This is a genomic window from Pseudomonas syringae pv. cilantro, assembly GCF_001293775.1.
Taxonomy (GTDB): domain Bacteria; phylum Pseudomonadota; class Gammaproteobacteria; order Pseudomonadales; family Pseudomonadaceae; genus Aquipseudomonas; species Aquipseudomonas syringae_P.
This window is the reverse complement of record NZ_LGLN01000081.1, coordinates 230,968-256,149: the sequence shown is the minus strand read 5'-3', so window position 1 is coordinate 256,149 and position 25,182 is coordinate 230,968. Positions and strand designations below refer to the sequence as shown.

General features: G+C 59.5%; 28 protein-coding genes and 1 pseudogene. 10 read left to right on the top strand and 19 right to left on the bottom strand.

What is annotated here, in order from left to right; translation table 11 throughout:
• Nucleotides 1-139: 139 nt before the first annotated feature.
• The 3 genes from ABJ99_RS23690 to trpB all read right to left on the bottom strand — a co-directional run bounded on the left by ABJ99_RS23690 (nucleotide 140) and on the right by trpB (nucleotide 2,781).
• On the bottom strand, nucleotides 140-616 hold the full coding sequence (locus ABJ99_RS23690) for an anti-virulence regulator CigR family protein (RefSeq protein ID WP_054087869.1): 477 nt from the start codon (nucleotides 614-616) through the stop codon (nucleotides 140-142).
• A gap of 126 nt (nucleotides 617-742) precedes the next feature.
• Nucleotides 743-1,555, bottom strand: coding sequence for a tryptophan synthase subunit alpha (trpA, locus tag ABJ99_RS23685; protein ID WP_054087868.1), 813 nt, complete (start codon nucleotides 1,553-1,555; stop codon nucleotides 743-745).
• Nucleotides 1,552-2,781, bottom strand: coding sequence for a tryptophan synthase subunit beta (gene trpB, locus ABJ99_RS23680; protein ID WP_054087867.1), 1,230 nt, complete (start codon nucleotides 2,779-2,781; stop codon nucleotides 1,552-1,554). Before trpB ends, trpA begins: the two co-directional genes overlap by 4 nt.
• Nucleotides 2,782-2,860: 79 nt before the next feature.
• Between trpB and ABJ99_RS23675 the strand changes: the two genes are divergently transcribed.
• Entirely contained in the window at nucleotides 2,861-3,817 is a 957-nt protein-coding gene (locus ABJ99_RS23675; RefSeq protein ID WP_054087866.1) for a LysR family transcriptional regulator, read from the top strand.
• Here the strand turns inward: ABJ99_RS23675 and ABJ99_RS23670 are convergent, their stop codons facing one another.
• Complete coding sequence (locus ABJ99_RS23670) at nucleotides 3,818-4,144, bottom strand: ElaB/YgaM/YqjD family protein (protein ID WP_003318456.1); 327 nt, start codon at nucleotides 4,142-4,144, stop codon at nucleotides 3,818-3,820. It lies immediately after the preceding gene.
• Between the two features lie 167 nt (nucleotides 4,145-4,311).
• Between ABJ99_RS23670 and ABJ99_RS23665 the strand changes: the two genes are divergently transcribed.
• Together ABJ99_RS23665 and ABJ99_RS23660 are read left to right on the top strand one after the other, a co-directional pair.
• Nucleotides 4,312-4,527, top strand: coding sequence for a dodecin (locus ABJ99_RS23665; RefSeq protein ID WP_007248366.1), 216 nt, complete (start codon nucleotides 4,312-4,314; stop codon nucleotides 4,525-4,527).
• A 144-nt stretch (nucleotides 4,528-4,671) separates the two neighbouring features.
• Nucleotides 4,672-4,896, top strand: a complete 225-nt coding sequence (locus tag ABJ99_RS23660) for a DUF1161 domain-containing protein (protein ID WP_007248365.1) — start codon at nucleotides 4,672-4,674, stop codon at nucleotides 4,894-4,896.
• 145 nt (nucleotides 4,897-5,041) lie between these two features.
• Here the strand turns inward: ABJ99_RS23660 and ABJ99_RS23655 are convergent, their stop codons facing one another.
• Nucleotides 5,042-6,043, bottom strand: a complete 1,002-nt coding sequence (locus ABJ99_RS23655) for an LLM class flavin-dependent oxidoreductase (protein WP_054087865.1) — start codon at nucleotides 6,041-6,043, stop codon at nucleotides 5,042-5,044.
• A gap of 213 nt (nucleotides 6,044-6,256) precedes the next feature.
• Between ABJ99_RS23655 and ABJ99_RS23650 the strand changes: the two genes are divergently transcribed.
• On the top strand, nucleotides 6,257-6,688 hold the full coding sequence (locus ABJ99_RS23650) for an OsmC family protein (RefSeq protein WP_054087864.1): 432 nt from the start codon (nucleotides 6,257-6,259) through the stop codon (nucleotides 6,686-6,688).
• 108 nt (nucleotides 6,689-6,796) lie between these two features.
• Nucleotides 6,797-7,030 carry a DUF1161 domain-containing protein gene (locus ABJ99_RS23645; RefSeq protein ID WP_005894724.1) on the top strand — a complete coding sequence of 78 codons (234 nt, stop codon included), beginning with the start codon at nucleotides 6,797-6,799 and terminating at the stop codon, nucleotides 7,028-7,030.
• Here the strand turns inward: ABJ99_RS23645 and ABJ99_RS23640 are convergent, their stop codons facing one another.
• The 4 genes and pseudogenes from ABJ99_RS23640 to ABJ99_RS23625 form a co-directional block, all read right to left on the bottom strand.
• On the bottom strand, nucleotides 7,031-7,465 hold the full coding sequence (locus ABJ99_RS23640) for a PA0061/PA0062 family lipoprotein (RefSeq protein WP_080378286.1): 435 nt from the start codon (nucleotides 7,463-7,465) through the stop codon (nucleotides 7,031-7,033). It abuts the gene before it with no gap.
• An 18-nt stretch (nucleotides 7,466-7,483) separates the two neighbouring features.
• A complete protein-coding gene (locus ABJ99_RS23635) occupies nucleotides 7,484-8,152 on the bottom strand; it encodes a hypothetical protein (RefSeq protein ID WP_054087862.1) in 669 nt (222 codons plus the stop codon).
• A gap of 305 nt (nucleotides 8,153-8,457) precedes the next feature.
• Nucleotides 8,458-10,194 (bottom strand): OPT family oligopeptide transporter, encoded by a 1,737-nt coding sequence (locus ABJ99_RS23630; protein ID WP_054087861.1) that lies wholly within the window; start codon nucleotides 10,192-10,194, stop codon nucleotides 8,458-8,460.
• 176 nt (nucleotides 10,195-10,370) lie between these two features.
• Nucleotides 10,371-10,803 (bottom strand): annotated as a pseudogene (locus ABJ99_RS23625) (DUF3592 domain-containing protein).
• Between the two features lie 180 nt (nucleotides 10,804-10,983).
• Between ABJ99_RS23625 and ABJ99_RS23620 the strand changes: the two are divergent.
• A complete protein-coding gene (locus ABJ99_RS23620; protein WP_054087860.1) occupies nucleotides 10,984-12,039 on the top strand; it encodes an aminopeptidase in 1,056 nt (351 codons plus the stop codon).
• Nucleotides 12,040-12,199: 160 nt separating this feature from the next.
• On the opposite strand, the gene ABJ99_RS23615 is transcribed toward ABJ99_RS23620, so the two are convergent.
• Complete coding sequence (locus ABJ99_RS23615) at nucleotides 12,200-12,745, bottom strand: gamma carbonic anhydrase family protein (RefSeq protein ID WP_054087859.1); 546 nt, start codon at nucleotides 12,743-12,745, stop codon at nucleotides 12,200-12,202.
• Between the two features lie 112 nt (nucleotides 12,746-12,857).
• Between ABJ99_RS23615 and prlC the strand changes: the two genes are divergently transcribed.
• Both prlC and ABJ99_RS23605 read left to right on the top strand, forming a co-directional pair.
• The gene (prlC, locus tag ABJ99_RS23610) at nucleotides 12,858-14,909 is read left to right on the top strand and encodes an oligopeptidase A (protein ID WP_054087858.1); all 2,052 of its coding nucleotides are present in this window, start codon (nucleotides 12,858-12,860) and stop codon (nucleotides 14,907-14,909) included.
• On the top strand, nucleotides 14,906-15,193 hold the full coding sequence (locus tag ABJ99_RS23605) for a YheV family putative zinc ribbon protein (protein ID WP_054087857.1): 288 nt from the start codon (nucleotides 14,906-14,908) through the stop codon (nucleotides 15,191-15,193). Before prlC ends, ABJ99_RS23605 begins: the two co-directional genes overlap by 4 nt.
• A 58-nt stretch (nucleotides 15,194-15,251) precedes the next feature.
• On the opposite strand, the gene ABJ99_RS23600 is transcribed toward ABJ99_RS23605, so the two are convergent.
• The 6 genes from ABJ99_RS23600 to ABJ99_RS23575 form a co-directional block, all read right to left on the bottom strand.
• Entirely contained in the window at nucleotides 15,252-15,548 is a 297-nt protein-coding gene (locus ABJ99_RS23600) for a hypothetical protein (protein WP_054087902.1), read from the bottom strand.
• Between the two features lie 92 nt (nucleotides 15,549-15,640).
• Nucleotides 15,641-15,871 (bottom strand): hypothetical protein, encoded by a 231-nt coding sequence (locus ABJ99_RS23595; protein ID WP_054087856.1) that lies wholly within the window; start codon nucleotides 15,869-15,871, stop codon nucleotides 15,641-15,643.
• A 217-nt stretch (nucleotides 15,872-16,088) separates the two neighbouring features.
• On the bottom strand, nucleotides 16,089-17,987 hold the full coding sequence (locus ABJ99_RS23590) for a cytochrome c/FTR1 family iron permease (protein ID WP_054087855.1): 1,899 nt from the start codon (nucleotides 17,985-17,987) through the stop codon (nucleotides 16,089-16,091).
• Between the two features lie 179 nt (nucleotides 17,988-18,166).
• A complete protein-coding gene (locus tag ABJ99_RS23585; RefSeq protein ID WP_054087854.1) occupies nucleotides 18,167-18,799 on the bottom strand; it encodes a LysE family transporter in 633 nt (210 codons plus the stop codon).
• Nucleotides 18,800-18,866: 67 nt separating this feature from the next.
• Nucleotides 18,867-19,460: a mechanosensitive ion channel family protein gene (locus ABJ99_RS23580; protein ID WP_007248350.1), complete on the bottom strand. Its 594-nt coding sequence runs from the start codon at nucleotides 19,458-19,460 to the stop codon at nucleotides 18,867-18,869.
• Nucleotides 19,461-19,476: 16 nt separating this feature from the next.
• Nucleotides 19,477-21,387: an ATP-binding cassette domain-containing protein gene (locus ABJ99_RS23575; protein ID WP_054087853.1), complete on the bottom strand. Its 1,911-nt coding sequence runs from the start codon at nucleotides 21,385-21,387 to the stop codon at nucleotides 19,477-19,479.
• A gap of 46 nt (nucleotides 21,388-21,433) precedes the next feature.
• On the opposite strand from ABJ99_RS23575, the gene ABJ99_RS23570 reads away from it, so the two are divergent.
• On the top strand, nucleotides 21,434-21,910 hold the full coding sequence (locus ABJ99_RS23570; protein ID WP_054087901.1) for a TIGR02444 family protein: 477 nt from the start codon (nucleotides 21,434-21,436) through the stop codon (nucleotides 21,908-21,910).
• On the opposite strand, the gene ABJ99_RS23565 is transcribed toward ABJ99_RS23570, so the two are convergent.
• Complete coding sequence (locus ABJ99_RS23565; RefSeq protein ID WP_054087852.1) at nucleotides 21,907-22,833, bottom strand: AlgP family protein; 927 nt, start codon at nucleotides 22,831-22,833, stop codon at nucleotides 21,907-21,909. The genes ABJ99_RS23570 and ABJ99_RS23565 overlap by 4 nt on opposite strands.
• 217 nt (nucleotides 22,834-23,050) lie before the next feature.
• Between ABJ99_RS23565 and ABJ99_RS23560 the strand changes: the two genes are divergently transcribed.
• Nucleotides 23,051-23,725 (top strand): FKBP-type peptidyl-prolyl cis-trans isomerase, encoded by a 675-nt coding sequence (locus tag ABJ99_RS23560; RefSeq protein ID WP_054087851.1) that lies wholly within the window; start codon nucleotides 23,051-23,053, stop codon nucleotides 23,723-23,725.
• 71 nt (nucleotides 23,726-23,796) lie between these two features.
• On the opposite strand, the gene ABJ99_RS23555 is transcribed toward ABJ99_RS23560, so the two are convergent.
• On the bottom strand, nucleotides 23,797-24,270 hold the full coding sequence (locus ABJ99_RS23555; RefSeq protein WP_054087850.1) for an Rsd/AlgQ family anti-sigma factor: 474 nt from the start codon (nucleotides 24,268-24,270) through the stop codon (nucleotides 23,797-23,799).
• Nucleotides 24,271-24,443: 173 nt separating this feature from the next.
• Nucleotides 24,444-24,971, bottom strand: a complete 528-nt coding sequence (locus tag ABJ99_RS23550) for a disulfide bond formation protein B (protein WP_054087849.1) — start codon at nucleotides 24,969-24,971, stop codon at nucleotides 24,444-24,446.
• Nucleotides 24,972-25,182 lie beyond the last annotated feature (211 nt).

The following is a 25,182-nucleotide window of genomic DNA, read 5'->3' as shown; positions in this document are numbered from 1 at the left end:
CACAAGGGATTATGCGATAGTTGAAACGTGCTTCTACCCGGAGGGCGTGGGAGCGCCGCCCCGGTCGCTCCTACGGCCTTCGGCCATAATCACAAAGCGGACTTGTGCAAAATCTTGGGCGCGGAACCTGAGTGCTGCATCAATTCAACACACCATCCAGAATCGCGTAAACAATCCCCGAACCCACGGTGATCAGTACGACGTCGGTGCCCAGGCGGCGCCATTCGTAGCCGTCGTAACGTGGCAGGTATTGCAGTGAACGGCTGTCCAGGCGTTTGCCGTAGCCGCGTGGCAGCGGTTTGCCTTTGACGATGTGTACGCTCGGTGGCAGGGGCTGGCCCCGACCGATGACGTCGCGGTGCTGCTGGAAAGTCTCGCGTACCGGGCCGAAATCCTGCGGCGGACGATTGCCGCCTCGGTTGTCCTGATGAGCCTGTTTGCCTGGGCCGTTACCTTTGTCATTACCTTGGCCACGCTCATTGCCGCGCTCGTTGTGCCCGCCACGGTTGTCGTCCGGGCCTTCACCGCGCTGATCAGGTGGTGCAGCTTGCAGCAGCGGGCTGGCGCTGATCATCAGGATACCCAGCCCGGTGATAAAACGGTTTGGCAGTTTCATGGGTGCTTCCTCGGCTTTACTCAATGCAGCAAAAAGGGGCTCATGACGCTGGTCATGAACCCCTTGTGTCTTGCTACATAGAACTGCTGCCAGCGCGTTGATTCCTCTGTATCAGAAACTTTACCCTCAACTGACGCGCGCGTTACGTACGCCTTCGGCCAAGGCGGCGCACAGCGTCAACACGCCATCGATTGCCTGATCCGGCGACTCGGCCGTCGCGATTTTGTCGACGAACGCCGAGCCCACCACAACACCATCTGCCAGGCGGGCAATGGCGGCTGCCTGCTCGGGTGTGCGGATACCGAAACCGACGCTGATCGGCAGGCTGGTGTGTCGACGCAAGCGTGCGATGGCTTCGGTGACATGCTCGGTGGTTGCCGAACCCGCACCGGTCACCCCGGCAACCGACACGTAATAGACGAACCCGGAACTGCGCTCCAGCACACGCGGCAGACGCGCGTCGTCTGTTGTCGGCGTAGTCAGGCGGATGAAGTCGATGCCGGACGCCTGTGCAGGCGTCGCCAGTTCGGCGTCATGCTCGGGTGGCAGGTCAACGATGATCAGGCCATCGACGCCTGCTTCCTTGGCCTGCGCCACGAACGCTTCAACGCCAAAACGGTGGATCGGGTTGTAGTAACCCATCAGCACAATCGGTGTGGTCTGATCGTCGACCCGAAACTCGCTGACCATCTGCAGCGTCTTCTGCAACGTCTGGCCAGCATCCAGAGCGCGCAGCGTGGCCAGTTGAATCGCCACGCCATCCGCCATCGGATCGGTAAACGGCATGCCCAGCTCGATCACGTCAGCACCTGCAGCGGGCAGACCTTTGAGCACTTTCAGCGAGGTGTCGTAGCCAGGGTCGCCAGCGGTGATGAAAGTCACCAGCGCCGCGCGGCCTTCGGTTTTCAGCTGGGCGAAACGTTGTTCGAGACGGCTCATACCAGCTTCTCCTGAGTTTTGTCGGCGGCTGCCATGTGGTTCATGACGGTTTGCATGTCTTTGTCGCCGCGCCCGGACAGGCACACGACCATCAAGTGATCGTCGCGCAGGTTGGTCGCGCGCTTCATGGCCTCGGCCAGTGCGTGAGCGGTTTCCAGGGCCGGGATGATGCCTTCCAGCAAGCAGCACTGATGGAACGCGTCCAGCGCTTCTTCATCGGTGATGCTGACATATTCGACGCGCTTCACTTCGTGCAGGAAGGCGTGCTCCGGGCCGATGCCCGGGTAGTCCAGACCGGCAGAAATCGAGTGCGCATCGGTAATCTGCCCGTCGCCATCTTGCAGCAGGTAAGTGCGGTTACCGTGCAGCACACCTGGTACGCCGCCGTTCAGGCTGGCCGCGTGCTTGTCGGTATTCACGCCATGGCCGCCGGCTTCGACGCCGATGATTTCTACGCTGGCGTCATCGAGGAACGGATGGAACAGGCCCATCGCGTTGGAGCCACCACCGACGCAGGCGACCAGGCTGTCCGGCAGGCGGCCTTCCTTCTCCTGCATCTGCTCTTTGGTTTCCTTGCCGATGATGGCTTGGAAATCACGCACCATCGCCGGATACGGGTGTGGGCCGGCCACGGTGCCGATCAGGTAGAAGGTGTCATCGACGTTGGTCACCCAGTCGCGCAGCGCTTCGTTCATCGCGTCTTTCAGGGTGCCGGTGCCGGAAGTGACCGGCACGATTTCAGCGCCCAGCAGCTTCATGCGGAACACGTTGGCCTGTTGGCGTTCGATGTCGGTCGCGCCCATGTAGATCACGCAAGGCAGGCCGAAACGCGCTGCCACGGTTGCAGTGGCAACGCCGTGCATGCCCGCGCCGGTTTCCGCGATCAGGCGTTTTTTGCCCATGCGCTTGGCCAGCAGCACCTGGCCGATGCAGTTGTTGATCTTGTGCGCGCCAGTGTGATTGAGCTCTTCACGCTTGAAGTAGATCTTCGCACCGCCACAGAACTCAGTCAGGCGCTCGGCGAAGTACAGCGGGTTGGGACGGCCGATGTAATCGCGCTGGAAGTAGGCCATTTCCTTGATGAACTCAGGATCAACCTTGGCCGCTTCGTACTCGCGGTTGAGGTCCAGCACCAGCGGCATAAGGGTTTCAGCCACGTAGCGGCCGCCGAATGAGCCGAACAGGCCGTTGGCGTCGGGGCCGCTGCGCAAGTTTGTCTGAGTCATGAAGTGCTCCAGTTGCAGTATTAAGCGAATGGATTGAGCCGGATCGGCAATGGGTCCACTTTAACCAGCGCATGCCCGAATGAAAACCGATAAGATCGCCACAAACTGTCAGGAAAACTCACAGATCATGAGCCGCGACCTCCCTCCCCTCAATGCGTTGCGCGCCTTCGAAAGCACCGCCCGGCTCGGCAGCGTCAGTCTGGCCGCCGAGCAGTTGAGCGTGACGCACGGCGCAGTCAGCCGCCAATTGAAGGTGCTTGAAGAGCACTTGGGCATCAGCCTGTTCAGCAAGGACGGGCGTGGCCTGAAACTCACAGATGCAGGCATTCGGCTCCGTGATGTCAGCGGCGAAGCGTTCGACCGGCTGCGCAGCGTTTGTGTCGAACTAAGCAAGGGCAGTGCCGATGCGCCCTTCGTGCTGGGCTGTTCCGGCAGCCTGTTGGCGCGCTGGTTCATTCCGCGTCTGAGCCGCCTGAATGCCGATCTACCGGACTTGCGCCTGCACCTGTCGGCGGGCGAAGGCGATCTTGATCCACGGCGTCCGGGGCTGGACGCCTTGCTGGTATTCGCCGAGCCGCCATGGCCTGCCGACATGCAAGTCTTCGAACTGGTCAGCGAGCGAATCGGGCCGGTTTTAAGCCCTCGTTTCGAACGATTTGAACGCCTGCGCCATGCGCCCGCCACGTCCCTGCTGACAGAACCCTTGTTGCAGACCACCTCGCGCCCGCAAGCCTGGCCAAGCTGGGCGCAGCAGAACGGCATCGACGCGCAGGCGTTGCACTACGGGCAGGGTTTCGAGCATTTGTATTATTTGCTGGAAGCGGCTGTGGCCGGCCTGGGGATTGCGATTGCACCGGAGCCACTGGTCGTCGATGACCTGAAGGCTGGACGCCTGGCTGCGCCATGGGGTTTCAGCGAAACCCCGGCGCAGCTTGCGTTGTGGGTACCCAGACGTGCGGCCGATGGTCGGGCGCAACAATTGGCTCAGTGGTTGAAAAATGAGCTTAAGCAGCCTGGGAACCCGATCAGAATCTGATCAGTTGCCGCGCTTGAACAGCATGTAGGCTGCGATCAGGCCAATGGCACCTACGGCAACGCCGGCGGTGGTCCATGGGTGTTCCTGAGCGTAGTCACGGGTAGCCAGCGCGTTTTCGCGGGTTTTTTCTTTGACGTCTTCGTAAACATCGCTCAGCAGGCTGCGCGAGTGGCTCAGCGCGCTTTCAGCGTTGGCTTTGAGATTTTTCAGGGTCTTGCGCGACTCGTCGGTAGCATCCGCTTTCAAGCCTTCGAGCGACTTCAAGAGGCTCTCGATCTCAGCTTCCATGCTCTGCAACGAGGCCTTACGTAGTGAAGTAGTAGCCATGGTGTTTCTCCTGCAATTGAGTGAGCGTGTGTTGTTTCGGACTCCGGGCTTTTTGGAAAGTGCGATGCGATTTGTACAAAGAGCTGAACTTTTGCGCGCGTTCCCCTGACAGAAGCAGGGAGCGCGCTCTATATCGCGTCTTTTTCAGACCCTCCAGGAGAACTGCCATGACCGATCACCACACGTACAAAAAAGTTGAAATCGTCGGCTCTTCCACCACCACCATCGAAGATGCCATCAACAATGCGTTGGCCGAAGCCAGCAAAAGCCTCAGCCATATGGAATGGTTTGAAGTGACCGAAACCCGTGGCCACATCGAAGACGGCAAAGTTGCGCACTTCCAGGTCACCCTGAAAGTCGGCTTCCGCATTACCAACAGCTGACACCGCTGAACCTTTCGGCTGGCCGATTGCCATAACCTGCGCTATATACCACGTGACCCGTCAACGGGCGGTATGAGCGCGGGGATGTTCAATGGGCGCCTGTTCCGATGGCGTCTGTATCTGGCCGGACGAGAGGGATTACCCATGAAGAAGTTTTTGTTGGCTGTAGGCTTGTTGAGCATTGCAGGCACTGCCCTCGCGGCAGGCAAGCCATGCGACGAGCTGAAAAGTGAACTCGACGCCAAGCTCCAGGCGAAGGGCGTAACGTCCTACACGCTGGAGGTGGTTGAAAAAGGCAGCGCGGCCGGCAAACAAGTCGTCGGCACCTGCGAAGGCGGCACCAAGGAAATCGTTTACCAGCGCGGTTGATTACCGTTGGGCCTGAATCTGACTCAGGTCAGGCCGCCGGTTAATCCCGTTTGCAGGCTTCACGAACAGAATCGCCCCGGACTGTCATCCAGTCCGGGGCGATTCTGTTTCTGGTCGCGCACTTTTTTCCGAATCGGAAAATTGCTTAGCCGTGTGCGACCTGCGCCAGGATTTCGTAGGAGCGCAGCCTGTCTTCATGCTTGTACATGTCGCAGGTGAAGATCAGCTCATCGGCATCGGTCTGCTCAAGCAACACGTCCAGTTTGGCGCGGATCTTCTCCGGACCGCCCACCATCGCCAGCCCCAGAAAGCTTGCCACTGCTTCACGTTCGTGCGGCAGCCACAGGCCATCCATGGAGTCGACCGGCGGCCGCTGCATGAGGCTGTGCCCACGCATCAACGCCAGAATGCGCTGGTAGACCGAGGTCGCCAGGTATTCGGCCTGCTCGTCGGTGTCAGCCGCAGACAGCGGGACGCCGAGCATCACGTAAGGCTTGTCGAGCACTGCCGAGGGTTGGAAATGATTGCGATAGACGCGAATCGCCTCGTGCATGTAGCGCGGTGCAAAATGCGAGGCGAAGGCATACGGCAGCCCACGCATGCCCGCTAACTGAGCACTGAACAGGCTAGAGCCCAGCAGCCAGATCGGCACATTGGTGCCCGAACCTGGTACGGCGATCACTTTTTGATCAGGCGTGCGCGGACCCAGGTACTCCATCAGCTCGGTGACATCATCCGGGAAATCCTCGGCGCTGCCAGAGCGTTCGCGGCGCAGCGCGCGGGCGGTCATCTGATCGGAGCCCGGTGCACGGCCTAGACCCAGATCGATGCGATCAGGATAAAGGCTCGCCAGCGTGCCGAACTGCTCGGCCACCACCAGCGGCGCGTGATTGGGCAGCATGATCCCGCCAGCCCCGACGCGAATGGTCGACGTACCACCGGCCAGGTAGGCCAGCAGTACCGCCGTTGCCGAACTGGCGATACCGTCCATGTTGTGGTGTTCCGCCACCCAGAAGCGGTTGTAACCCAGCTTTTCAACATGCTGGGCCAGGTTCAGGGAATTACGCAGTGATTCGGCGGGACCCTTGTCATGGCGCACGGGCACCAGATCAAGCGTAGAAATTTTTACATCTTCCAGACGTTTCATAGGCCGGGGGTAGCTCCTCGAATTGAGATGGGCTGGCTGCTGGAGCTGCCCACGATGAAACAGCAGTGCGGGCGCAAGTCGGGCTTTTCAATGGCAGTCGGGTAAAAACCTACTTAAACGGTAGGTCTTTCCGACGGTTGAACTTTCCAGAGCCCGCTATCCTCAGAACCTTGTAACGAGTAATGATCCACATTCATTCCAAAAGGAGCGACCATGAGCATCGTCAAGAAAGCATCTGCCCACTGGGAAGGTGATCTGAAAAGCGGTATCGGCAGCATCTCCACGGAAACCGGCGTGTTGCGCGAAGCACCTTACGGCTTCAAGGCACGTTTTGAAGGCGGCAAGGGCACTAACCCCGAAGAATTGATCGGCGCAGCCCACGCGGGCTGTTTCTCGATGGCACTGTCGATGATTCTGGGCGACGCAGGCCTCAAAGCTGACAGCATCGATACCAGTGCTGAGGTTTCGCTGGATAAGGTCGAAGGCGGTTTCGCTATCAGCGCTGTACACCTGATTCTCAAGGCCAAAGTGCCTGGCGCGACACAGGAACAGTTCGACGAGCTGACCAAGAAGGCAAAAGAAGGCTGCCCTGTTTCGAAAGTGTTGAACGCCAAGATCACGCTGGACGCGACATTGTTGAGCTGATCCTTGCAGGAGCGCCTTGTGCGCTCCTGTATCTACTGTATAAAGCTGGCTTGCTTCACCGGTCATGCGTCTATCGGCGCGTGGTTTGAGTTTGATCAGGAGTCGAGCATGAAACGTTTTATTCTGGCAGTGACCTGTACCGTACTGGCGACCAGCGCGCTGGCAGCTCCGAAATCCTGTGAAGAACTCAAGGATGAAATCGAAGCCAAGATCCAGGCCAACAACGTTACGTCCTACACGCTGGAAATCGTTGCCAACGAAGAAGCCACCGATCCCAATATGGTCGTCGGCACCTGCGATAACGGCACGAAAAAAATCATCTACCAGCGTAATGATCGCTGATCAGATGCAGTGCACGCCGCCCTCTTCCTCCTCTTCGGCCACTACGTTGCGTTTCTCATCGTAAAGCCAGGCATCGACACTGTTGGCCAGTGAGCGCACCTCCAGCATGTAACGCTGCCCTGCGGCGAAGTGCTCGTAACGAACACTGACGTAGCAGGTGATTTCGGTGTATTCATCGCCGATCATTCCCATTCCGCCCGACCGGTATTCGTAGTCATACCGCACCTGCAACTCGTGACGGCCCGGCGTCACCTGAAAATAGCGCCCGTCGTAGGTGTTTTCGCCATCGAGCTTGTCGGCCATGATCAACTGGCCGGTGAGTGTGCGCATGTCGATCCACGCCATGTTCGGATCAACCGCAGGCAGCGGGCCGGCGCACCCGGCGAGGGTTGCGAGGGTGAATGCGATTGTTAAAGTGAGAAAACGGCTTGGCACCTGAGTCTGTACCTCTGCTTAAAAAGGTTTAGTGGCGACTGTTGACATGACCTGTTGTTGGCCATTCATCCAATCTGCAGAAACGATGCAACGTGTTTCAGTCAGGCGTTGAATAACGGCAAAATCGCTTTTCAGGTTTCGTGAAAAGATCGGCTCATGATGAGCAATTCGATTTCGAAGCAACCGGATTTGCTCAAGATCAGCTGCGATCTTTGCTCGGTGTGCAGATACAGTGAAGCATTTTTCCAGGTTTAGAAAAAAACGGTGTAAGTAAGGTGCCCAGAGACGGCCCTCAAACCGTTTCGTGAACATTTTTTCCCTAAATACAAATTTCAGCTCCGCGATAACAGACCCGGTTGTGGAACATTTTTGTCTGGCTCTTGCAAGCTCTTGCTTTGGCTTGAAAGTCGGGCCTGTGACATCCGGCAAGCTCTGCTCGAAACCAAGGCTCCACGGCCATCGAGGGCCGTATACCGAAGCAATTGCGTCGGCAACGCCGTTACGGACAATGACCTCACACAGGTGCAAAGGTGTAAGAAATGCTCCAGAGGCGAGGGCGTTCCAGGCATATAACGTTACGGCCTCATCGAGTCCCCGGCCCACAGCAAGCGCTGCATTTTCATAGGTTGAAATCCGGGCAGAAGAAATGGACAGTCTGATTGCCTTTGCAACTTCTAGAGTCGACATTGAATTTCCTTATAGTCAGCTCACTTGCCGAGGGCCTAGCTGGCTTATGCCTCCCCCCACGGACAGATGATATAGCAATACCCAAAGCTCACCCATACGGTGGGCTTTTTGTTGTGTGCGGTAATGAGCGCAGCCCTCGCTGAGGGGCGGAATATGCGGTGTGGAAGCTCTTTTCCGCAGAGCCCCAGTCAATGGCCTGGTCCCATGGTGTGCTCCGAAGTACCTCATAAACTGGAATTCAGCTTTCGCGAGCCTCTGACGGATCGCGATTGGCGATCCGCCTTGGCTCACCAAAGCGCTACCACTCACCCATTACCAAACATCTGCCACAACGACGCCCCCACTCCGGTAATGCTTTCCCCGGCGATCAGCCCCGCTGCCGCAGTAATCGCGAAACGTTCGGTGAGGCTGGCCCAGCGACAGCTCACTAGCCACGTGATCACTGCGCCAAGGGCCATCATCAACGACACCGACGCCGGCAAGACAAACGCCAGGCCCAGCGCAGCGGCGCTTGGCAAGTAACGGGCGCGACGGGCGGGCAGCGTGCTGTCGAGTACCCCAAGCAACAGGCCCGTCAGGCCTGCAATAAAGATGGCCCAACGGATGCTCGCTGACAACGAGTCCAGCCCGTGGGTCAGGGTTTGCGCCACGGCCTTCCAGGTGGCGACCGCCGGGGCGGGCCACTCCTCGGTGAGCAACATGCTTTGCGGGTCTGGAATCAGCGCCATATAAGCCAGCACCCCGACGATACTGCCGACGAAAATCCCCAGCGTCTGCGCGACCAACTGCTTGCGTGGCGTGGCCCCGATTGCCTTGCCCACCTTGAAATCGTTCATCAGATCGGTGCATTGCCCGGCCGACCCGCCCGCCGTGTTGGCACTCATCAGATTGATCGTCACCTGCCCGGGCGCGACGATTCCAAAGCTCAATTGCGACAACTGCCCGATTGCGCCAATCGGCGGGATACCCGTGGCGCCGACCACCCGCGCAGCCACCGCCGCCAGGCAAATCGCCAGAGGAATGGTCAGCAACGCCATCCACAGATTGATGCCGAACAACAGCGTCTGCAGGCTCACCACCAGAATGATCGACAACAGCAGACCGAGTGCCGGCCCTGCTTTAGGCACAGCCCAGATCGTCCCGCTGTTCGCTTTGGTGGACCTGTGCAATCCCCATAGACGAATCGCGAGCGACGCCAGCGTCGAGCAGACCATCAAACTCACGCCCGGCCACAACAGCCACTCCACCAGCGCCGCGAACTGCGGGCCGCTGCCCCCTGCGGGTAACGTCACCAGCCCTTGCGCCAATAACCACGGTGCCAAACCGCCCCACGCCAGTAACGCACCGAGCAACAGCGTTACGCCCACACGAATGCCGATGATCGCACCGAACCCCACCAACAACAGCGAAGGGTCAGCGGTAAACGTCAGCCGCTCCAGCTGCGCACTCGGCGACCAGCGCGGGAACGCCCACACAAACGTATCAACCCACTTCGCCAACCCGGACAGCAACGCAGCACTGAGCAACACCTTCAACCGCGTAGCCGCTTCCCGGCCGTGGTTGTAGATGTGCAACAGCGTCTCCAGCGTCGCCATGCCCTCGGGGAACTTCAGCGACGAGTCATTGAGCAATGAAGGCCGCAAATACCACGCAATCCAGATCCCCAGAAAACTCACCGAAAACACCCACGCCATCATCGGAATCGCATCCAGCTGCTGCCCGGTCAACAACGTATAAGCCGGAATCGGCGCCACCAACCCGCCGGAAATAATCGACGCCGCCGCCGACGCTACCGTCTGATTGATATTGCTCTCATGCAACGTCCACGGCAGCTGATTGGGCGAACGCCTGGTCAGTCCTTGCCAGATGGCATAGCCGATCAACAGCGCAATGATCGACATGTTGAACGACCAACCGATCTTCAGGCCTGCGTAGACATTGGAGGGGGTTAGCAGGATGCCCAGAACGATGCCGGTGATGACGGCACGCAGGCTGAGTTCGCGCTGGACCGGAGGGGTTTGCGGGGTTGGGGCTGTAGGCATGCGAAGTCCTTTCGGCGGTTGGCGTTGAGGATGTTACAACTACGGCATTAGAAGGGAGTGTTGAGGTGGGGGAAGGTTCAGGAGAGGCATGGCCTCTCGGTATTGTGTAACGTTGTTTCCGTGGGGCAGGCTTTTAGCGCCCGCGAATGACAATGGGCACTCGAATGTTCTTACAGTCACCGTGCCATCCGACGCCTGCGAATCCATGCAGCCATGTGGTAACCGCCTCCTGCGGTAAACGCGATTGCGAACAGGCCCGTCAGCAGGCTCACCCCCCATAGCGCGCCCTGGTCTTGAATGATCGCGGTACTGGAGAGGGCTTCGCCAAGGTAGAGCACTGTCACCGGTAGGCTACCGAATAACCGAATATAAAGCCGCCTTGGAGGGGTAGCTGGCCGCGTTACCCGCAGCATCGGCGAAGTCAATTTGTGGGTGGCTGCCGCCCGCATTCAGGGCGCTGACATGCCCTTCAGCGCGTTGCGCCTGTGCCAGGAAGTTAATCCGGTCAACGACCAAGCAAAGAGTAAGGTAGAGCAGGCCAAGGCCCAGCGGGATGAAAATCAGCGCGCGGGGCAGTTCATCTCGCCCGCAAGTGGGTGTTTTGGTCATGGCAGGTCCTTTGCGTTGTTCGTAAGCGCCAGCTATTACAGTGAACCGGCCGGCGTCTGTCAATTAGAGGGGGTTAACAAGCAGCGCAATGCGCCGTCTCATACCCTCACAACACTTGCACACCCGCACACCCGTCCGGCATAACATCACCGTATCGACACCACCCAAGCCCTGCCCTCCATGCCCAGACCCTCAGCCTCACGCCTGCGCCATCTGTTATCGCTGATGGCACTCACGCTGCTCGCCGGCTGCTCCAGCGTTTCCTACTATGGCCAGTTGGCTCAAGGGCAGTGGCAGTTGCTGCAGGCACGTGAGCCGGTAGAGAAAATCGTGGCTGACCCGACTCGGGATGCAGGTTTGCGCGAGCATCTGGCCCGGTCGCAACTGGCGCGTACTTTTGCCAGCGAGCACTTGCATCTTCCGGATAACCAGAGCTATCGCCTGTATGCGGATCTGGGTCGGCCTTATGTGGTGTGGAATGTGTTTGCCACGGATGAGTTTTCGCTGGAGCCGGTCACGCATTGTTTTCCGATTGCCGGGTGTGTCGCGTATCGCGGTTATTACAGCCCTGGCGGAGCGCGTGGTGAGGCGGCGTTGCAGCGTCAGGCGGGCAAGGACGTTTATTTAAGTGGCGTGGAAGCCTATTCGACGCTGGGTTGGTTCAATGATCCGATTCTCAGTTCGATGCTGGGTTGGGGCGATGAGCGTTTGGCGACGCTGATTTTTCATGAGTTGGCGCATCAGCGTTTTTACGTAAAAGACGACACTGAGTTCAATGAGTCCTACGCCAGTTTTGTCGAGCAGGAAGGCACGCGGCAGTGGCGTGCTGCGCGGGGCTTGCCGCCGGAAAGTGTTTCGCAGTCGGCGCGGCGTGACCAGTTCATTCGGTTGGTGCTGGAGACTCGCGAGCGGCTCAAGGCGCTGTATCGTCAGCCGTTGTCGGCGGACGTGATGCGGGCGCGCAAGGCTGCGGAGTTTGAGCGACTGCGGCGTGATTATCGGACGCTGCGTGATGAGCAATGGGCGGGCGACAAGCGTTTTGATGGCTGGATCAACAGCCCCATGAACAATGCCAAGCTGCTGCCCTTTGGTTTGTATGATCAATGGGTGCCGGCGTTTGAAGCGTTGTTCAGGCAGGTAAATGGCGATTGGCCGGCGTTTTATCAGGCGGTAGAGAAGTTGGGCGCAATGCCGGCTGAGGCGCGCAAGGCGGCGCTGCGGGAGTTGATGCCTTGAGCTACCTCGTGGGAGCGAGCCGGGCGACGCTTCGCTTGCGCGCGAAGAGGCCAGTGTCGTGCTCATATACAGGGCGTTTGAACCGCCCTCTTCGCGAACAAGTTCGCTCCCACGGGCCTTCGGCCATAAGAAGCGGACCTATGTATAACAGGAGCGATAGTCAGGCCTTATCAAACCCCTCAGCCAGGTGCTGATCCTTGAGCTTCACGTAGTTGGTGGCGCTGTACGGAAAAAAGGCGATTTCCTTTTCGGTCAATTCACGCACCTGCCTGACCGGCCTGCCGACATACAAAAAACCGCTTTCCAGCACTTTGCCCGGTGGCACCAGGCTGCCTGCGCCGATGATCACTTCGTCCTGAACAACTGCGCCGTCCATGATGGTGGTGCCCATGCCGACCAGGATCCGGTTGCCGAGTGTGCAGCCGTGCAGCATCGATTTGTGGCCGATGGTCACTTCGTCACCGATCAGCAGCGGGAAGCCGTCCGGGTTGAAGGGGCCGGCGTGGGTGATGTGCAGCACGCTGCCGTCCTGCACGCTGGTGCGCGCGCCAATACGAATGCGGTGCATGTCGCCGCGCACAACGGTCAGCGGCCAGATGGAGCTGTCGGCGCCCATTTCGACGTCGCCGATGACGATTGCCGAATGGTCGACAAAGGCCCGTTCGCCGAGGGCTGGGGTGTGGTCCTGGAACTTGCGAATGGCCACGATAGGCTCCTTCTTTGGCAGTGATAGACATCCGGAACGGGTTTGGTTGCTGCGGTCCGCGTCGATTGTAATTAAGATGGCTGGGTGTTTCTTCCAGGCAAGGTGCAAAACCGTGAGCGCGAACAACCCTCTTCTGCAATCGTACGACCTGCCACCCTTTTCGGCGATCCGTGCCGAACATGTCAAACCTGCTATCGAACAGATCCTGGCCGACAACCGTGCCGCGATTGCCGACATCCTCGCCACGCAGGGCTCGACGCCGACCTGGGCCGGGCTGGTGCTGACCATGGACGAATTGAATGACCGCCTCGGCGCGGCATGGAGTCCGGTCAGCCACCTGAATGCCGTGTGTAACAGCGCGGAACTGCGTGAAGCCTACGAATCCTGCCTGCCGGCATTGAGCGCCTACTCCACCGAGATGGGCCAGAATCGCGAGCTGTTCCAGGCCTATGAAGCCTTGGCCAACGGCCCTGAAGCGGCCAGTTTCGATGTGGCTCAGAAGACTATTCTGGAGCAGGCGCTGCGTGACTTCCGCCTGTCCGGTATCGATCTGCCGCCCGAGCAGCAGAAGCGTTATGCCGAAGTGCAGAGCAAGCTGTCGGAGCTGGGCAGCCAGTTTTCCAATCAGTTGCTCGACGCCACTCAGGCCTGGACCAAGCTGGTTACTGACGAGTCCGCCCTCGCCGGCCTGACCGATTCTGCCAAGCAGCAGATGGCCGCCGCTGCCAAGGCCAAGGACCTTGAAGGTTATCTGATTACCCTGGAATTCCCGAGCTATTACGCGGTGATGACCTACGCCGAAGACCGCGCCCTGCGTGAAGAAGTCTATGCGGCGTACTGCACCCGTGCTTCGGACCAAGGCCCTAACGCTGGCAAGAACGACAATACGCCGGTCATGGAGCAGATTCTCGATCTGCGTCAGGAGCTGGCGCAATTGCTGGGCTATGCGAACTTTGCCGAGCTGAGCCTGGCGACCAAGATGGCCGAGTCCAGCGATCAGGTGCTGAGCTTCCTGCGTGATCTGGCCAAGCGCAGCAAACAGTTCGCCGCTCAGGACCTCGAGCAGCTCAAGGCGTATGCCGCCGAACAGGGTTGCCCGGATCTGCAAAGCTGGGACAGCGGTTTCTACGGCGAGAAGTTGCGTGAACAGCGTTACAGCGTTTCTCAGGAAATTCTGCGCGCCTACTTCCCTATCGACACGGTGCTGAACGGCCTGTTCTCCATCGTCCAGCGTCTGTATGGCATCGAGATCGCCGAGCAGAAAGGCTTCGACACCTGGCACCCGGACGTTCGTCTGTTCGAGATCAAGGAAAACGGCCAACACGTCGGGCGCTTCTTCTTCGATCTTTACGCCCGCGCCAACAAGCGTGGCGGTGCATGGATGGACGGCGCGCGTGATCGTCGTCGCACCGCAGAAGGCACGCTGCAAAGCCCGGTGGCCAATCTGGTGTGCAACTTCACCCCGGCAGTGGCGGGCAAGCCTGCGCTGCTGACCCACGACGAAGTGACTACCCTGTTCCACGAATTCGGTCACGGTCTGCATCACCTGCTGACCCGCGTCGAGCATGCCGGTGTTTCCGGTATCAACGGCGTGGCCTGGGATGCAGTCGAGTTGCCGAGCCAGTTCATGGAAAACTGGTGCTGGGAGCCTGAAGGTCTGGCGCTGATTTCCGGTCATTACGAAACCGGCGAGCCGCTGCCGCAGGACCTGCTGGAGAAAATGCTCGCGGCCAAGAACTTCCAGTCCGGTCTGATGATGGTGCGTCAGCTTGAGTTCTCGTTGTTCGACTTCGAGCTGCATGCCACGCATGGCGATGGCCGCAGTGTGCTTGACGTGCTGGAAGGCGTGCGTGACGAAGTGTCGGTAATGCGCCCGCCCGCTTACAACCGCTTCCCGAACAGCTTTGCGCACATCTTCGCAGGCGGTTACGCAGCGGGTTATTACAGTTACAAGTGGGCCGAAGTATTGTCCGCCGATGCGTTCTCCAAGTTCGAAGAAGACGGCGTGCTTAACGCAGAAACCGGACGGGCTTTCCGCGAAGCCATTCTCGCGCGTGGTGGCTCGCAGGCGCCGATGGTGCTGTTCGTCGATTTCCGCGGACGCGAGCCGTCGATTGACGCATTGTTGCGTCACAGCGGCTTGAGTGAGGATGCGGCAGCATGACCGATACACCGGCAGTCATTACCAAAAAACGCTTCATCGCCGGGGCTGTGTGCCCGGCGTGCAGCGAGCCTGACAAGCTGATGATGTGGAGCGAAGACGACGTGCCGCACCGCGAGTGCGTTGGCTGCGGCTACAGCGATACGCTCAACGCACAGGGGCTTTCGATCCCGAAAGAGCTGGGCACGCGGGTCAACAAGGCGGTGGTCAAACCGGCTGATCCGAAGGTGCAGGGTGTGCAGTTTTTTCCGAATCCGAAGTTGAAGAAACCGGTTGATCTGGATTGAGTTCAGATTCTTTCTACTGCGCTCAGGGGGCGCCCAAGCGCCCCTCTTCGCATACAGGTCAACTCGGTTTCTTCACCTTCTTTTTTTTAATCAACGTATCTATTCCAACAAATGCGTTAGCCAGCGCGATCAACAAGGTGTTGTCTCGAGCATCCAGAATTCCGTCCCCATCGGCGTCTGCCTGACTCCGCACGGTGTCGTAACCTTTACCCCGCCCAGAAGAGGTAACGAAGCTGATAAACTGCATATCGCCCTTGCCTCGGTTAAGTTTGCTATTCCAAAACTCCACCATCACTTCAGGACTGCTGTCCCCCATAAGCTCATCAAGAGACAGCCTGATTTCATAATTAGCCATTTTTAAGCCCTCGTTAATAATAAAGATGCTGTTATGCCGCGCCTTATTGGTAGCTGTGCGTATCAAGGTTCATTGCCTATATCAATCAGGCTTTACCAATCCGCTAGCTCAGCGACTTTCTTCCTGAACGCCAAGGCCAAAACCTGCAGCATTGCCTCGTCCCGGCCCAATTCGCCTTCAATGATTTCGTATCGCCCGTGAGGGTAAAGTTTTATCAGAACATGCTCTTGCAGTTCATCGTCCTCATAAAACTCAATGGCTATTACAGGATGGTTATGTCGCGCTGTATCTTCCGCCCACAACCGAATCTCGTACTTGGCCATCACCCACCTCGTTCTCAGGTAAATGCGCCAGTCCCCGGTTGCCGAGTTGGCGTTTCACTACACTAGGCCTGAACTAAAAAAGCGTCTACTGACAGAAATGGCAGGTGGTTGTTTGTACAGGGTCTTGAAGCAGGGGGGGGGCGCGCGCCGGAATGGCGCACCGAAAGGGAGTGCAGGACAAGCGACCGACGTCGCTTGTCCTGCACCTGCAAAAGTATCAGTCCGATGCCTGAACCCGGCGCTTCTCTGCCAGCAGGCTGCGCCCGTAAAGTACCGCGATGGCAATCAGAGCGATGGCCTGCGCGCTGAGCGAGTACAGATCGGCGTGAATGCCCAGCCAGTCGAACTCGAAGAACGGCACCGGCCGGGTGCCGAATATGCCTGCTTCCTGTAGCGCCTTGACGCCGTGACCGGCGAACACCACCGACAGCGCACAGAGCAGCGCGGCGTTGATGCCGAAGAACATCGACAGCGGCAGTTTCGCCGAGCCGCGCAGGATGACCCATGCCAGACCCACCAACAGCACCAGCGCCGTGGCGCCGCCCGCCAGCACCGCATCGTGGCCAGCCGGGCCAGCCTGCAACCACAGGGTTTCATAGAACAGGATCACTTCGAACAGCTCGCGATACACCGAGAAGAATGCCAGCACCGCGAACCCGAATCGGCCGCCACCGCCGACCAGGCTGCTCTTGACGTAATCCTGCCACGCGACCGCGTGACGACGGTCATGCATCCACACGCCGAGCCAGAGCACCATCACGCTGGCAAACAGAGCAGTGGCGCCTTCCAGCAACTCACGCTGCGCGCCGCTGACATCGATCACGTAAGCCGCCAGCGCCCACGTGCCCAGACCAGCCAGCAACGCCAATCCCCAGCCAACATTGACGCTTCGCACGGCAGACTGCTGGCCGGTGTTGCGCAGGAACGCCAGGATTGCTGCCAGCACCAGAATCGCTTCCAGCCCTTCGCGCAGCAGGATCAACAGGCCCGAGATGTAGCTCAGCGACAGGCTCAGGCCATCGCTGCCCAACAGGCCAGCCGACTCCTTGAGCCTGGACTTCGCTGTTTCAAGTTTTTGCGCAACCTGCGGCAACGGCAGGCCGTCCTGCAACGACTGACGGTAGGCCATCAGGCTCTTTTCAGTGTCCTTGCGGACGTTGGCGTCCACGTTGTCCAGCGAGCTTTCGACCAGCTCGAAGCCCTCCAGATAGGCTGCGACCGACAAGTCGTAGGCTTGCTCGTGATCGCCTGCCTTGTAGGCGGCGAGGCTCTTGTCCAGCGTTACACTGGTGTAATCCAGCAGTTGCGCCGGACCGCGCTGCACTTGCGGCGGCTGCGCGCGTTGAGCGCGAAACGTCGCGGCGGCGTCCTGGCCTTCGGCAACCAGAACTTCGGCGGGCGTCTGGCGAGCCAGGTCGGCGATATTGAAGGTCTTGGCGGGATTGACGACCGGCTGCGCACTGAAACTGGCGATGTAAGTAGCAACGTCCCAACGCTGGCGGTCATCCAGTTGATCGGCGAACGCAGGCATGTCGGTGCCGGCAATGCCCAGACCGGTTGCGTTGTAGAGGTCGTAAAGGCTAAGGCGATCGAGGCGCGCCGCGTCACGCAGGTTCGATGGTGGCGGTTCCAGACCGATGCCGGCCGGGCCGTCTCCCGCGCCGCTGTCACCGTGGCAGACCGAGCAATGCTGTGCATACAGCGGCGCACCACGAGCCGGGTCCGGTGTGATGGCCGGTGCCTGGCTGACTTCATAGGCCAGCGCGAGCTTCGCGCCCAATTGCCGCGCCTGACGTGCAACCTGCGCACTGTCCCTGTGGCTGGTCACGGCGCTTTTCAGCTCCGCGACGCCCTGCTCCAGCTCTGCGCGCTCGGCCCTCTGCGGCAACGTCACAATCAAGCCTTGCAGCGCGTTCAGGTTTTCAAGCTGCTGCTGATACCTGGCGTCAGCCACAACCTTGCCATCTGCTACCGCAACCGGATAATCAGCGCCGAGGTAATCCAGCAGATGCAGCGCCTGGGCTGCACCTTCAACAGGGTCGGCCAAAGTGCTGAGGCTGCACAGCATCAAGAGCGGCGTCAGCAGCCAGGCAAGGACATGAGAGCGGAGGGGCATTGCAGAATCTCAACAAGAATGCGATGCGTTGCATTGTTAACTTCGCAAGAGAGCTTCTCAATAGCAGAGGTGCATTTTTGTTACTGAATTTTACAATCAGCCCTGAGGGGGCCTGAAACAGTGCCTCATGCCCTGTTTCAGGTGATCGGCACACAGGCAAAAGCCGGTGTGCGACCGATTCAGGCCGTACCGCGATGCAGCGTAGCCAGAAAGCCGGCCGCGCCCACGAACAGGCTGGCGAAGGTACGATTCAGACGTCGCTGCTGGCGAGGTGTCTTGAGCAGGCGCAACACCCGCGATGCCAGCCCGGTGTAGCCCGCCATGACGATCAGATCGACCACCACCATGGTCGCCGCGATGATGACGTACTGGATCAACAGTGGCGCAGCCGGATCGATGAACTGCGGCAGAATGGCCAGTATGAAAATCAGCGCCTTGGGGTTGCTGATATTGACCAGAAAGCCGCGCATGACCAGCGTCATCGGTTTGCCGACAGGGCGAACGGCAGATTCGTCAGCAAGGTCGGCAGGCAGTGCGCGCCATTGCTTGATGCCCAGATAGACCAGATACGCCACGCCGAACCACTTGATCAGCGTGAACGCCATCTCGGAGGCTGCCAGTACGGCGCCAAGACCGGCAGCAACGATGGCGATCTGCGCCACCAGGGCGATTTGCAGCCCCAAGGCATTCCAGTAGCCGCGCAGGAAACCGTATTGCAGGCCGCACGACATCGAGGCAATAGCGCCTGCACCTGGGGAAACACTGATGATCCAGCAGGCCGCAAAAAAACCCAGCCACGTTTCAAGCGCCATCTCGCACCTCAAGCAAAGTCCAATGCCCGATAAATTAGTGCCTAACGCTTTGCAACGCTAACTATTTCTAGTCCTGCTCATCCGGCTGTTTTGCGACCGCCACCTGCGGGAGCAGATCGCTGCCGCGCCAGCGTCGAACCGACTTCTGGAAAAACTGGCTGTTGGGTACCTGAACCAGCGCGCCACCGGCCTCCGGCGTCTCGATCAGGGTAGTGAACATCAGATTGATGGCGATCACCCGCCCCTTCACGCCGGGCTTGTCCAGCGTGTCGACCAGCTCGACCATGTCACCGATGCGGAACGGGCCGATGGTGAAGATCAGGATGGCGCAGAGCAGGTTCGACAACACGCTCCACATGGCGAAGAAGGCTACCGCCGCGACGGCAACGAAGCCTGACAAGGCGGTCCACAGCACCGTGGCCGAAACGCCGAGCCTGCCCAGCACGAAGACGAACGCGCTGCCCATGATCAGCCAGCGCAAACCACCGCGAACCGGCACCAGCAGCTCGGGCGGCAACGGATAGCGTTCGCCCAGACCGGTCAGAAAGCCGCCGACGATTCGCTGCAACACATAGCCGGCCAGCAGGATCAGCAGAATCTGCACGCCGATCAGCAGCGGCTCAATCCAGTACGCGGAAATCGGCAAACCCAACACTTCCATCAATCCCTTGCCCCGCTCACGATAGCGCTTCCAGTTCGGCCTGCATCGACTCCAGCAGCTCCAGCGCCTGCATCCAGGCATCTTCCAGCTCGGATTCACGCACCTTCAGCTTCGCTTGCTCGGCCAGCAGATCGCGCAGTTTGTCTTTGTTGGCGGCGTCGTAATTGGTGCTGTCCGCCAGGGCTGCTTCGACTTTGGCGAGTGTTTCATTCACCAGTCCGAGATCGCGCTCCAGCTTGTCGGCTTCGCGCTTGTGCGGAGCCAGTTGCTGACGCAGCGCTGCGGCCTGCTGACGCTGGGCTTTCTTGTCGGTCTTGTCAGCGTTGACCGGCGTGTTGCTGACCGGCGCATTGCGCAGGCGGTAGTCGGCCAGCCAGCGGGTGTAGTCATCCAGATCGCCGTCGAACTCCTGCACACGGCCGTCGGCCACCAGCAGGAAGTCATCGGTGGTGCTCTTCAGCAAATGCCGATCGTGAGACACCACCAGTACCGCGCCGCCGAACTCCTGCAACGCCATGGTCAACGCCAGGCGCATTTCCAGGTCCAGGTGGTTGGTCGGTTCGTCGAGCAGCAACAGGTTGGGCTTTTCCCAGGCGATCAGCGCCAGCGCCAGACGCGCTTTTTCGCCACCGGAGAAATTCAGCACCGGTTCGTCCAGACGTGCACCGCGGAAGTCGAAGCCGCCGAGGAAGTCGCGCAGCGTCTGTTCGCGTTCGGTCGGCGCCAGGCGTTGCAAGTGCAGTAACGGCGTGGCTTTGGCGTCCAGAGAGTCGAGCTGATGCTGGGCGAAGTAGCCCACGGTCAGGTTTTCGCCACGCACCAGTCGGCCGCTTTGCGGCTCAAGTTCGCCTGCGAGGTTTTTGATCAGTGTCGACTTGCCCGCGCCGTTGGGCCCGAGCAGGCCGATGCGCGCGCCTGGGGTCAGTTGCAGCTTGACCTTCTCCAGGACGGTCTTGTCGCCATATCCCAGGCGCGCATCGGACAGGTCCAGCAACGGGCTGGAGATCTTGTCGGACTCGCGGAAGACGAAGTTGAACGGCGAATCGACGTGCGCGGCGGACAGCTCTTCCATGCGCTCCAGTGCCTTTATGCGGCTCTGTGCCTGGCGCGCCTTGGTGGCCTGGGCCTTGAAGCGCGCAATGTATTTCTCCATGTGCGCGCGTTGCACCTGCTGTTTCTCGTAGGCCTGTTGCTGCTGGGCCAGACGTTCGGCGCGAGCACGTTCGAAGGCGCTGTAACCGCCGCGATAGAGAGTGATTTTGCGCTGCTCGACGTGGGCGATGTGGTCGACCACGGCATCGAGAAAATCCCGGTCGTGGGAAATCAGCAGCAACGTGCCGGGGTAGCTCTTGAGCCAGTCTTCAAGCCACAGAATGGCATCGAGGTCCAAGTGGTTGGTGGGTTCATCGAGCAGTAGCAGGTCTGACGGACACATCAGCGCCAGCGCCAGGTTCAGACGCATCCGCCAGCCGCCGGAGAAGCTGCCGACCTGCCGTTCCATCTGCTCGTTGGTGAAGCCGAGCCCGGCCAGCAGCTTGCGCGCGCGGGCGTCGGCGGTATAGCCGTCGGCGCTGTCGAGCTCCGAATGCAGGCGCGCCTGAGCTGCACCGTCCTGCGCAATTTCGGCTTCGGCCAGCGAGCGTTGCACTTCGCGCAGGCGCTCATCGCCATCGAGCACGTAGTCTACGGCCAGGCGTTCGAGGGTATCGACCTCCTGACGCATGTGTGCGATGCGCCAGTCGGCGGGCAGCAGGCAGTCACCGGCGTCGGGCGTCAGCTCTCCGCGCAGCAACGCGAACAGGCTTGATTTACCGGCGCCATTGGCACCGATCAGACCGGCTTTATGGCCGGCGTGCAGAGTCAGCTCGGCGTCTTCTAGCAGACGTTGCGGACCACGCTGTAAGGTAAGGCTTTGAAGTCGAATCATAATGGCGGCGGAGTCTACCAGCTTCGTCCTGAACAGGTGGATCACTATGCCTTCAGCGCTCTGGAGTTTCACCCTCGATTTCTACGCCCGGCCGGGTGTGGAACGGGCTTGTCTTGCGCTACAAGCCAACGGGGCCAACGTGTGCATGGTGCTTTGCGGTGTCTGGCTCGAGTCGCGCGGCGTGGCCTGCACGGCGCAACGAATCATGCAAATCGGACAATTGGCGACGCCCTGGCACGATGAAGTGGTGCGCCCGCTGCGGGATTTGCGCACTCAGTGGCGTGATGCGGCACAGCAGGATGCTGCGCTGAGTGCATTGCGAACCAACGTAAAGGCGCTTGAACTGGAGGCCGAGCGGAGTCTGCTGCTGAGGCTTGAAGCGTTAGCCGATGGCTGGCCAGAGGGTGATGCAGGAAATGCAGGCGACTGGCTGAAAGGACTTGTAGAGGGGAGTGCCGCAGAGAACCGCGATGCGCTACAGGTGTTGCGCATCGCGGTCGATATCAGCGTTGACCGGGCTTAAGAAGCGCTGCCAGGTGTTGCGCTGTTGGTCGGTGTGGCGGGTGCAGCAGCTGGCGCGGCGGCAGGCGCTGGCGTCGCTGACTTGGCGACAGGTTTAGCTGCGGGTTTGGCTGCTGCTTTTACCGGCGACTTGGCTGGAGCTTTCGCAGCTGGCTTGGCAACCGGCGCTTTTGCGGCGGCAGGTTTGGCAGCGCTGCTTGCAGTGGTTTTGGCAGCAGGTGCTTTGGTCACGGCAGGTTTTGCAGCCGGTTTGGCGGCAGTCGATCGGGCTGCAACGGGCTTGGCCGCAGCGGTTTTCGCAGCAACCGGTTTGGCTGCGGCAGTCGACCGGGTAGCCGGTTTAGCGGCTGGCTTGGCAGGCGCTTTGCTTGCGGCCGGTGCTTTGGTCAAGGCAGGGCGAGGCGCTGCTTTAGCGCTGGCAGCCGATTTGGCCGGTGCTTTGACAGCGGGCTTGGTGGCGGCTTTCACCGGTGCTTTTGCAGCAGGCGCCTTGGCTGCGACTTTAGGCGCAGCGGGTTTGGCAGCGCGAGTGCTCAACACTTTACCAACCGCTTCTTTCACACGGCCGATACCTTGGGCCAGCTTCAGGCTCTCTTGAGCATCGCGCTTGAGGTGCAGAATGTAAGTGCGGGTTTCGGTCTGACGCTCCTTGAGCGCATCCAGCAATTCTTCCAGTTCAGACACGGCATCTTTTGCCTTGGTCTGCGCCTTGGCCTTCCCGGCGGTGGCGGCGTCTTGCAGTTTGGTACGGGACTTGTGCAGTTTTTCCTGCGCTTTGCCGCGTTGTTTCTCAAGCTTGGCGAGCAATTTCTCGGCATCAGTCAAAGCTTGGGAGCAGGCGTCTTCCAGATGTTCAAGCAAGCTGCCCGATAATTGTTGGAGCAAATGCAACGGAGTATTTACTGGCTTCTTTTTGGCCGACATGACTTACCTCCTGGGTGACGAAATTGCGGCTCATACTAGGCTTCTGCGCGCATCGCCGCTAGGGCATCTTGACACCACTAACGGGGCGCTGTTGCATACTGCAAAAAATGATTACGGCGCGACACCGCGCAGGTATCGTGAAATTCACCTTTCAAGACTGATCACTACACGCCCTGACGCTGGCATAATCGCTGACTTCCCAGGCCGGAGAGCATTAATGTCGCGCTACTTGTTAACGTCGTTGTTCCTCTTGCTACCCCTGGCCCAGGCTGCCGAAACGCCGCCTTCCAGTGACAGTCATGACCTGGCTTACAGCCTGGGCGCAAGCCTTGGCGAGCGTCTGCATCAGGAAGTCCCGGACCTTGATCTCAAGGCGTTGGTAGAAGGTTTGAGGCAGGCTTATCAAGGCAAGCCGCTGGCCCTCAAGCAAGAGCGCATCGATCAGCTTCTACGCGAGCACGACGCGGCGATCGCGCAAGCCGAGACTTCAGGTAACGATGCGCCCACCGAGGCCGCCCTCAAGGTAGAGCGCACATTTATGGACAGCGAGAAGGCCAAGCCGGGCGTCAAGGTGCTGGCCGACGGCATTCTCATGACCGAACTGACACCGGGCACCGGCCCCAAACCGGACGCCAATGGCCGAGTGGAAGTGCGCTACGTCGGGCGGCTGCCGGACGGTACGATCTTCGACCAGAGTGCGCAGCCGCAGTGGTTCAGGCTCGACAGCGTGATCAGCGGCTGGACCACTGCGCTGCAGAACATGCCGACAGGTGCGAAATGGCGGCTGGTGATTCCGTCGGATCAGGCCTACGGGGCCGAGGGGGCGGGTGATCTGATCGATCCGTTCACGCCGCTGGTATTCGAAATCGAGCTGGTCGCCGTTTCACAGTAAGCGACGACAAGCCCGCCGCAGATAAGCAAAAGGGTGCAAAAAAGCACCCTTGGCAATCATGCGTTCCAGCATCACGCCCGTGCGGCGAGTTCTTCCTTGTGCGAGGTGTGCAGCACTTCGATCAGGCAGTCTTCCAGTTCGAAGCGTTCATGCAGCAAACGACCCAGCTGGTTGAACTCCTTGGCAACGACCGCAGCGTCCGAGCAATCGCCTTTGTCGCAACGATCATTGAAGGCCAGCGCAAACTTGGTGATGACATCCAGACGCGGATAGATGGTGTCCGCCAGTTCGAGCCCGCGCTGGTCATTGAAGGCTCTGGCTTCATCGCCAAGCTGTTCGTAGACTTCGAAGTGCCCGGCGGAAACGTAATCCACCAGAATCCCGCACAGATTCTGCAAACCGTCCAGGTCGGCGGCAAGGGCTTCGGGTGTGTCGCCCAGCGCATCGTAGGCTTCGATCAGTTCAAGACGGCTTTCCAGCCAGCGATCAATCAGCTTATTGACTCCGCCCCAGCGTTCCTGAGCATTCTGACAACTTTCCAGCATGGTTTTCTCTCTTCCCTTCGGGGGCGTGCGGTCCTGTGCCAGCCTTGATGACAAACAAGGAGCAGGCTTGATGGTGCGTCAGGACAGCCTGTTTCCAGTGACGCGTGCGGCCCAGATTATGCCCGCTCGGTAAGGCCATCAAGGTACGCAGGAGATAAAGTTCATACAAGCGTTTAATACTCTCCCCGACTTTTGGCGGCCAGCCAACCAAGCAATTCGCTGAAAAGTGGATACAGCGATACGGCGGTGAACCCGGTAAAAGCCAGCAGGCTCCACTCTGGCAGGGTTATGCCAAACAAAGACCAGTTGATTTCGGCACACAGCATGGCGTCGCTGCGCAGCCGGTCGACGCACGTGTCGAGCGACAGAAGGCTCAGTAAATGTTCCAGCCTTGCAATGAACGGTATCAATTGATCGACCGAGGCAGTCTGTAGCCACACTTGAGCACCTGCCGTACCCACGCCTGCCAGCGCGACCAGTAGCAGCCCGAGGCTGTAACGACGCAAACCGGTATTGCCCGGCGCGTGGCAGGCGGCAGCCAGCGCCAGAACACCACAAGTGACAAACACCATCCGTTGCAAGATACACAGGATGCAGGGTTCGAGGTCAAAGGTGTGCTGAAGGTAAAAAGCGGTGCCGATGATCAATGCGCAGGCCAGCGATACCAGGAAATACAGGAAGCGTGTGCGAGCCAGATACATGGCAAATCCGTAACAAAGGACGAGGCGATTACGGTAGAGGAAAGGACGAGAGGCTTTCAAGGTGGTGGTGTGCGGATGCTTCGCTGTTTAACGAAGAAAACGAACACGCTGCCATGCGGTTCTTTTACACATCAGTGTAGGAGAATTCCCACATGCCTATGTTTGTTGGTTTTCAGGGAAAAAGAGCCCTTAGGCAGGGCTCTCGATGGAT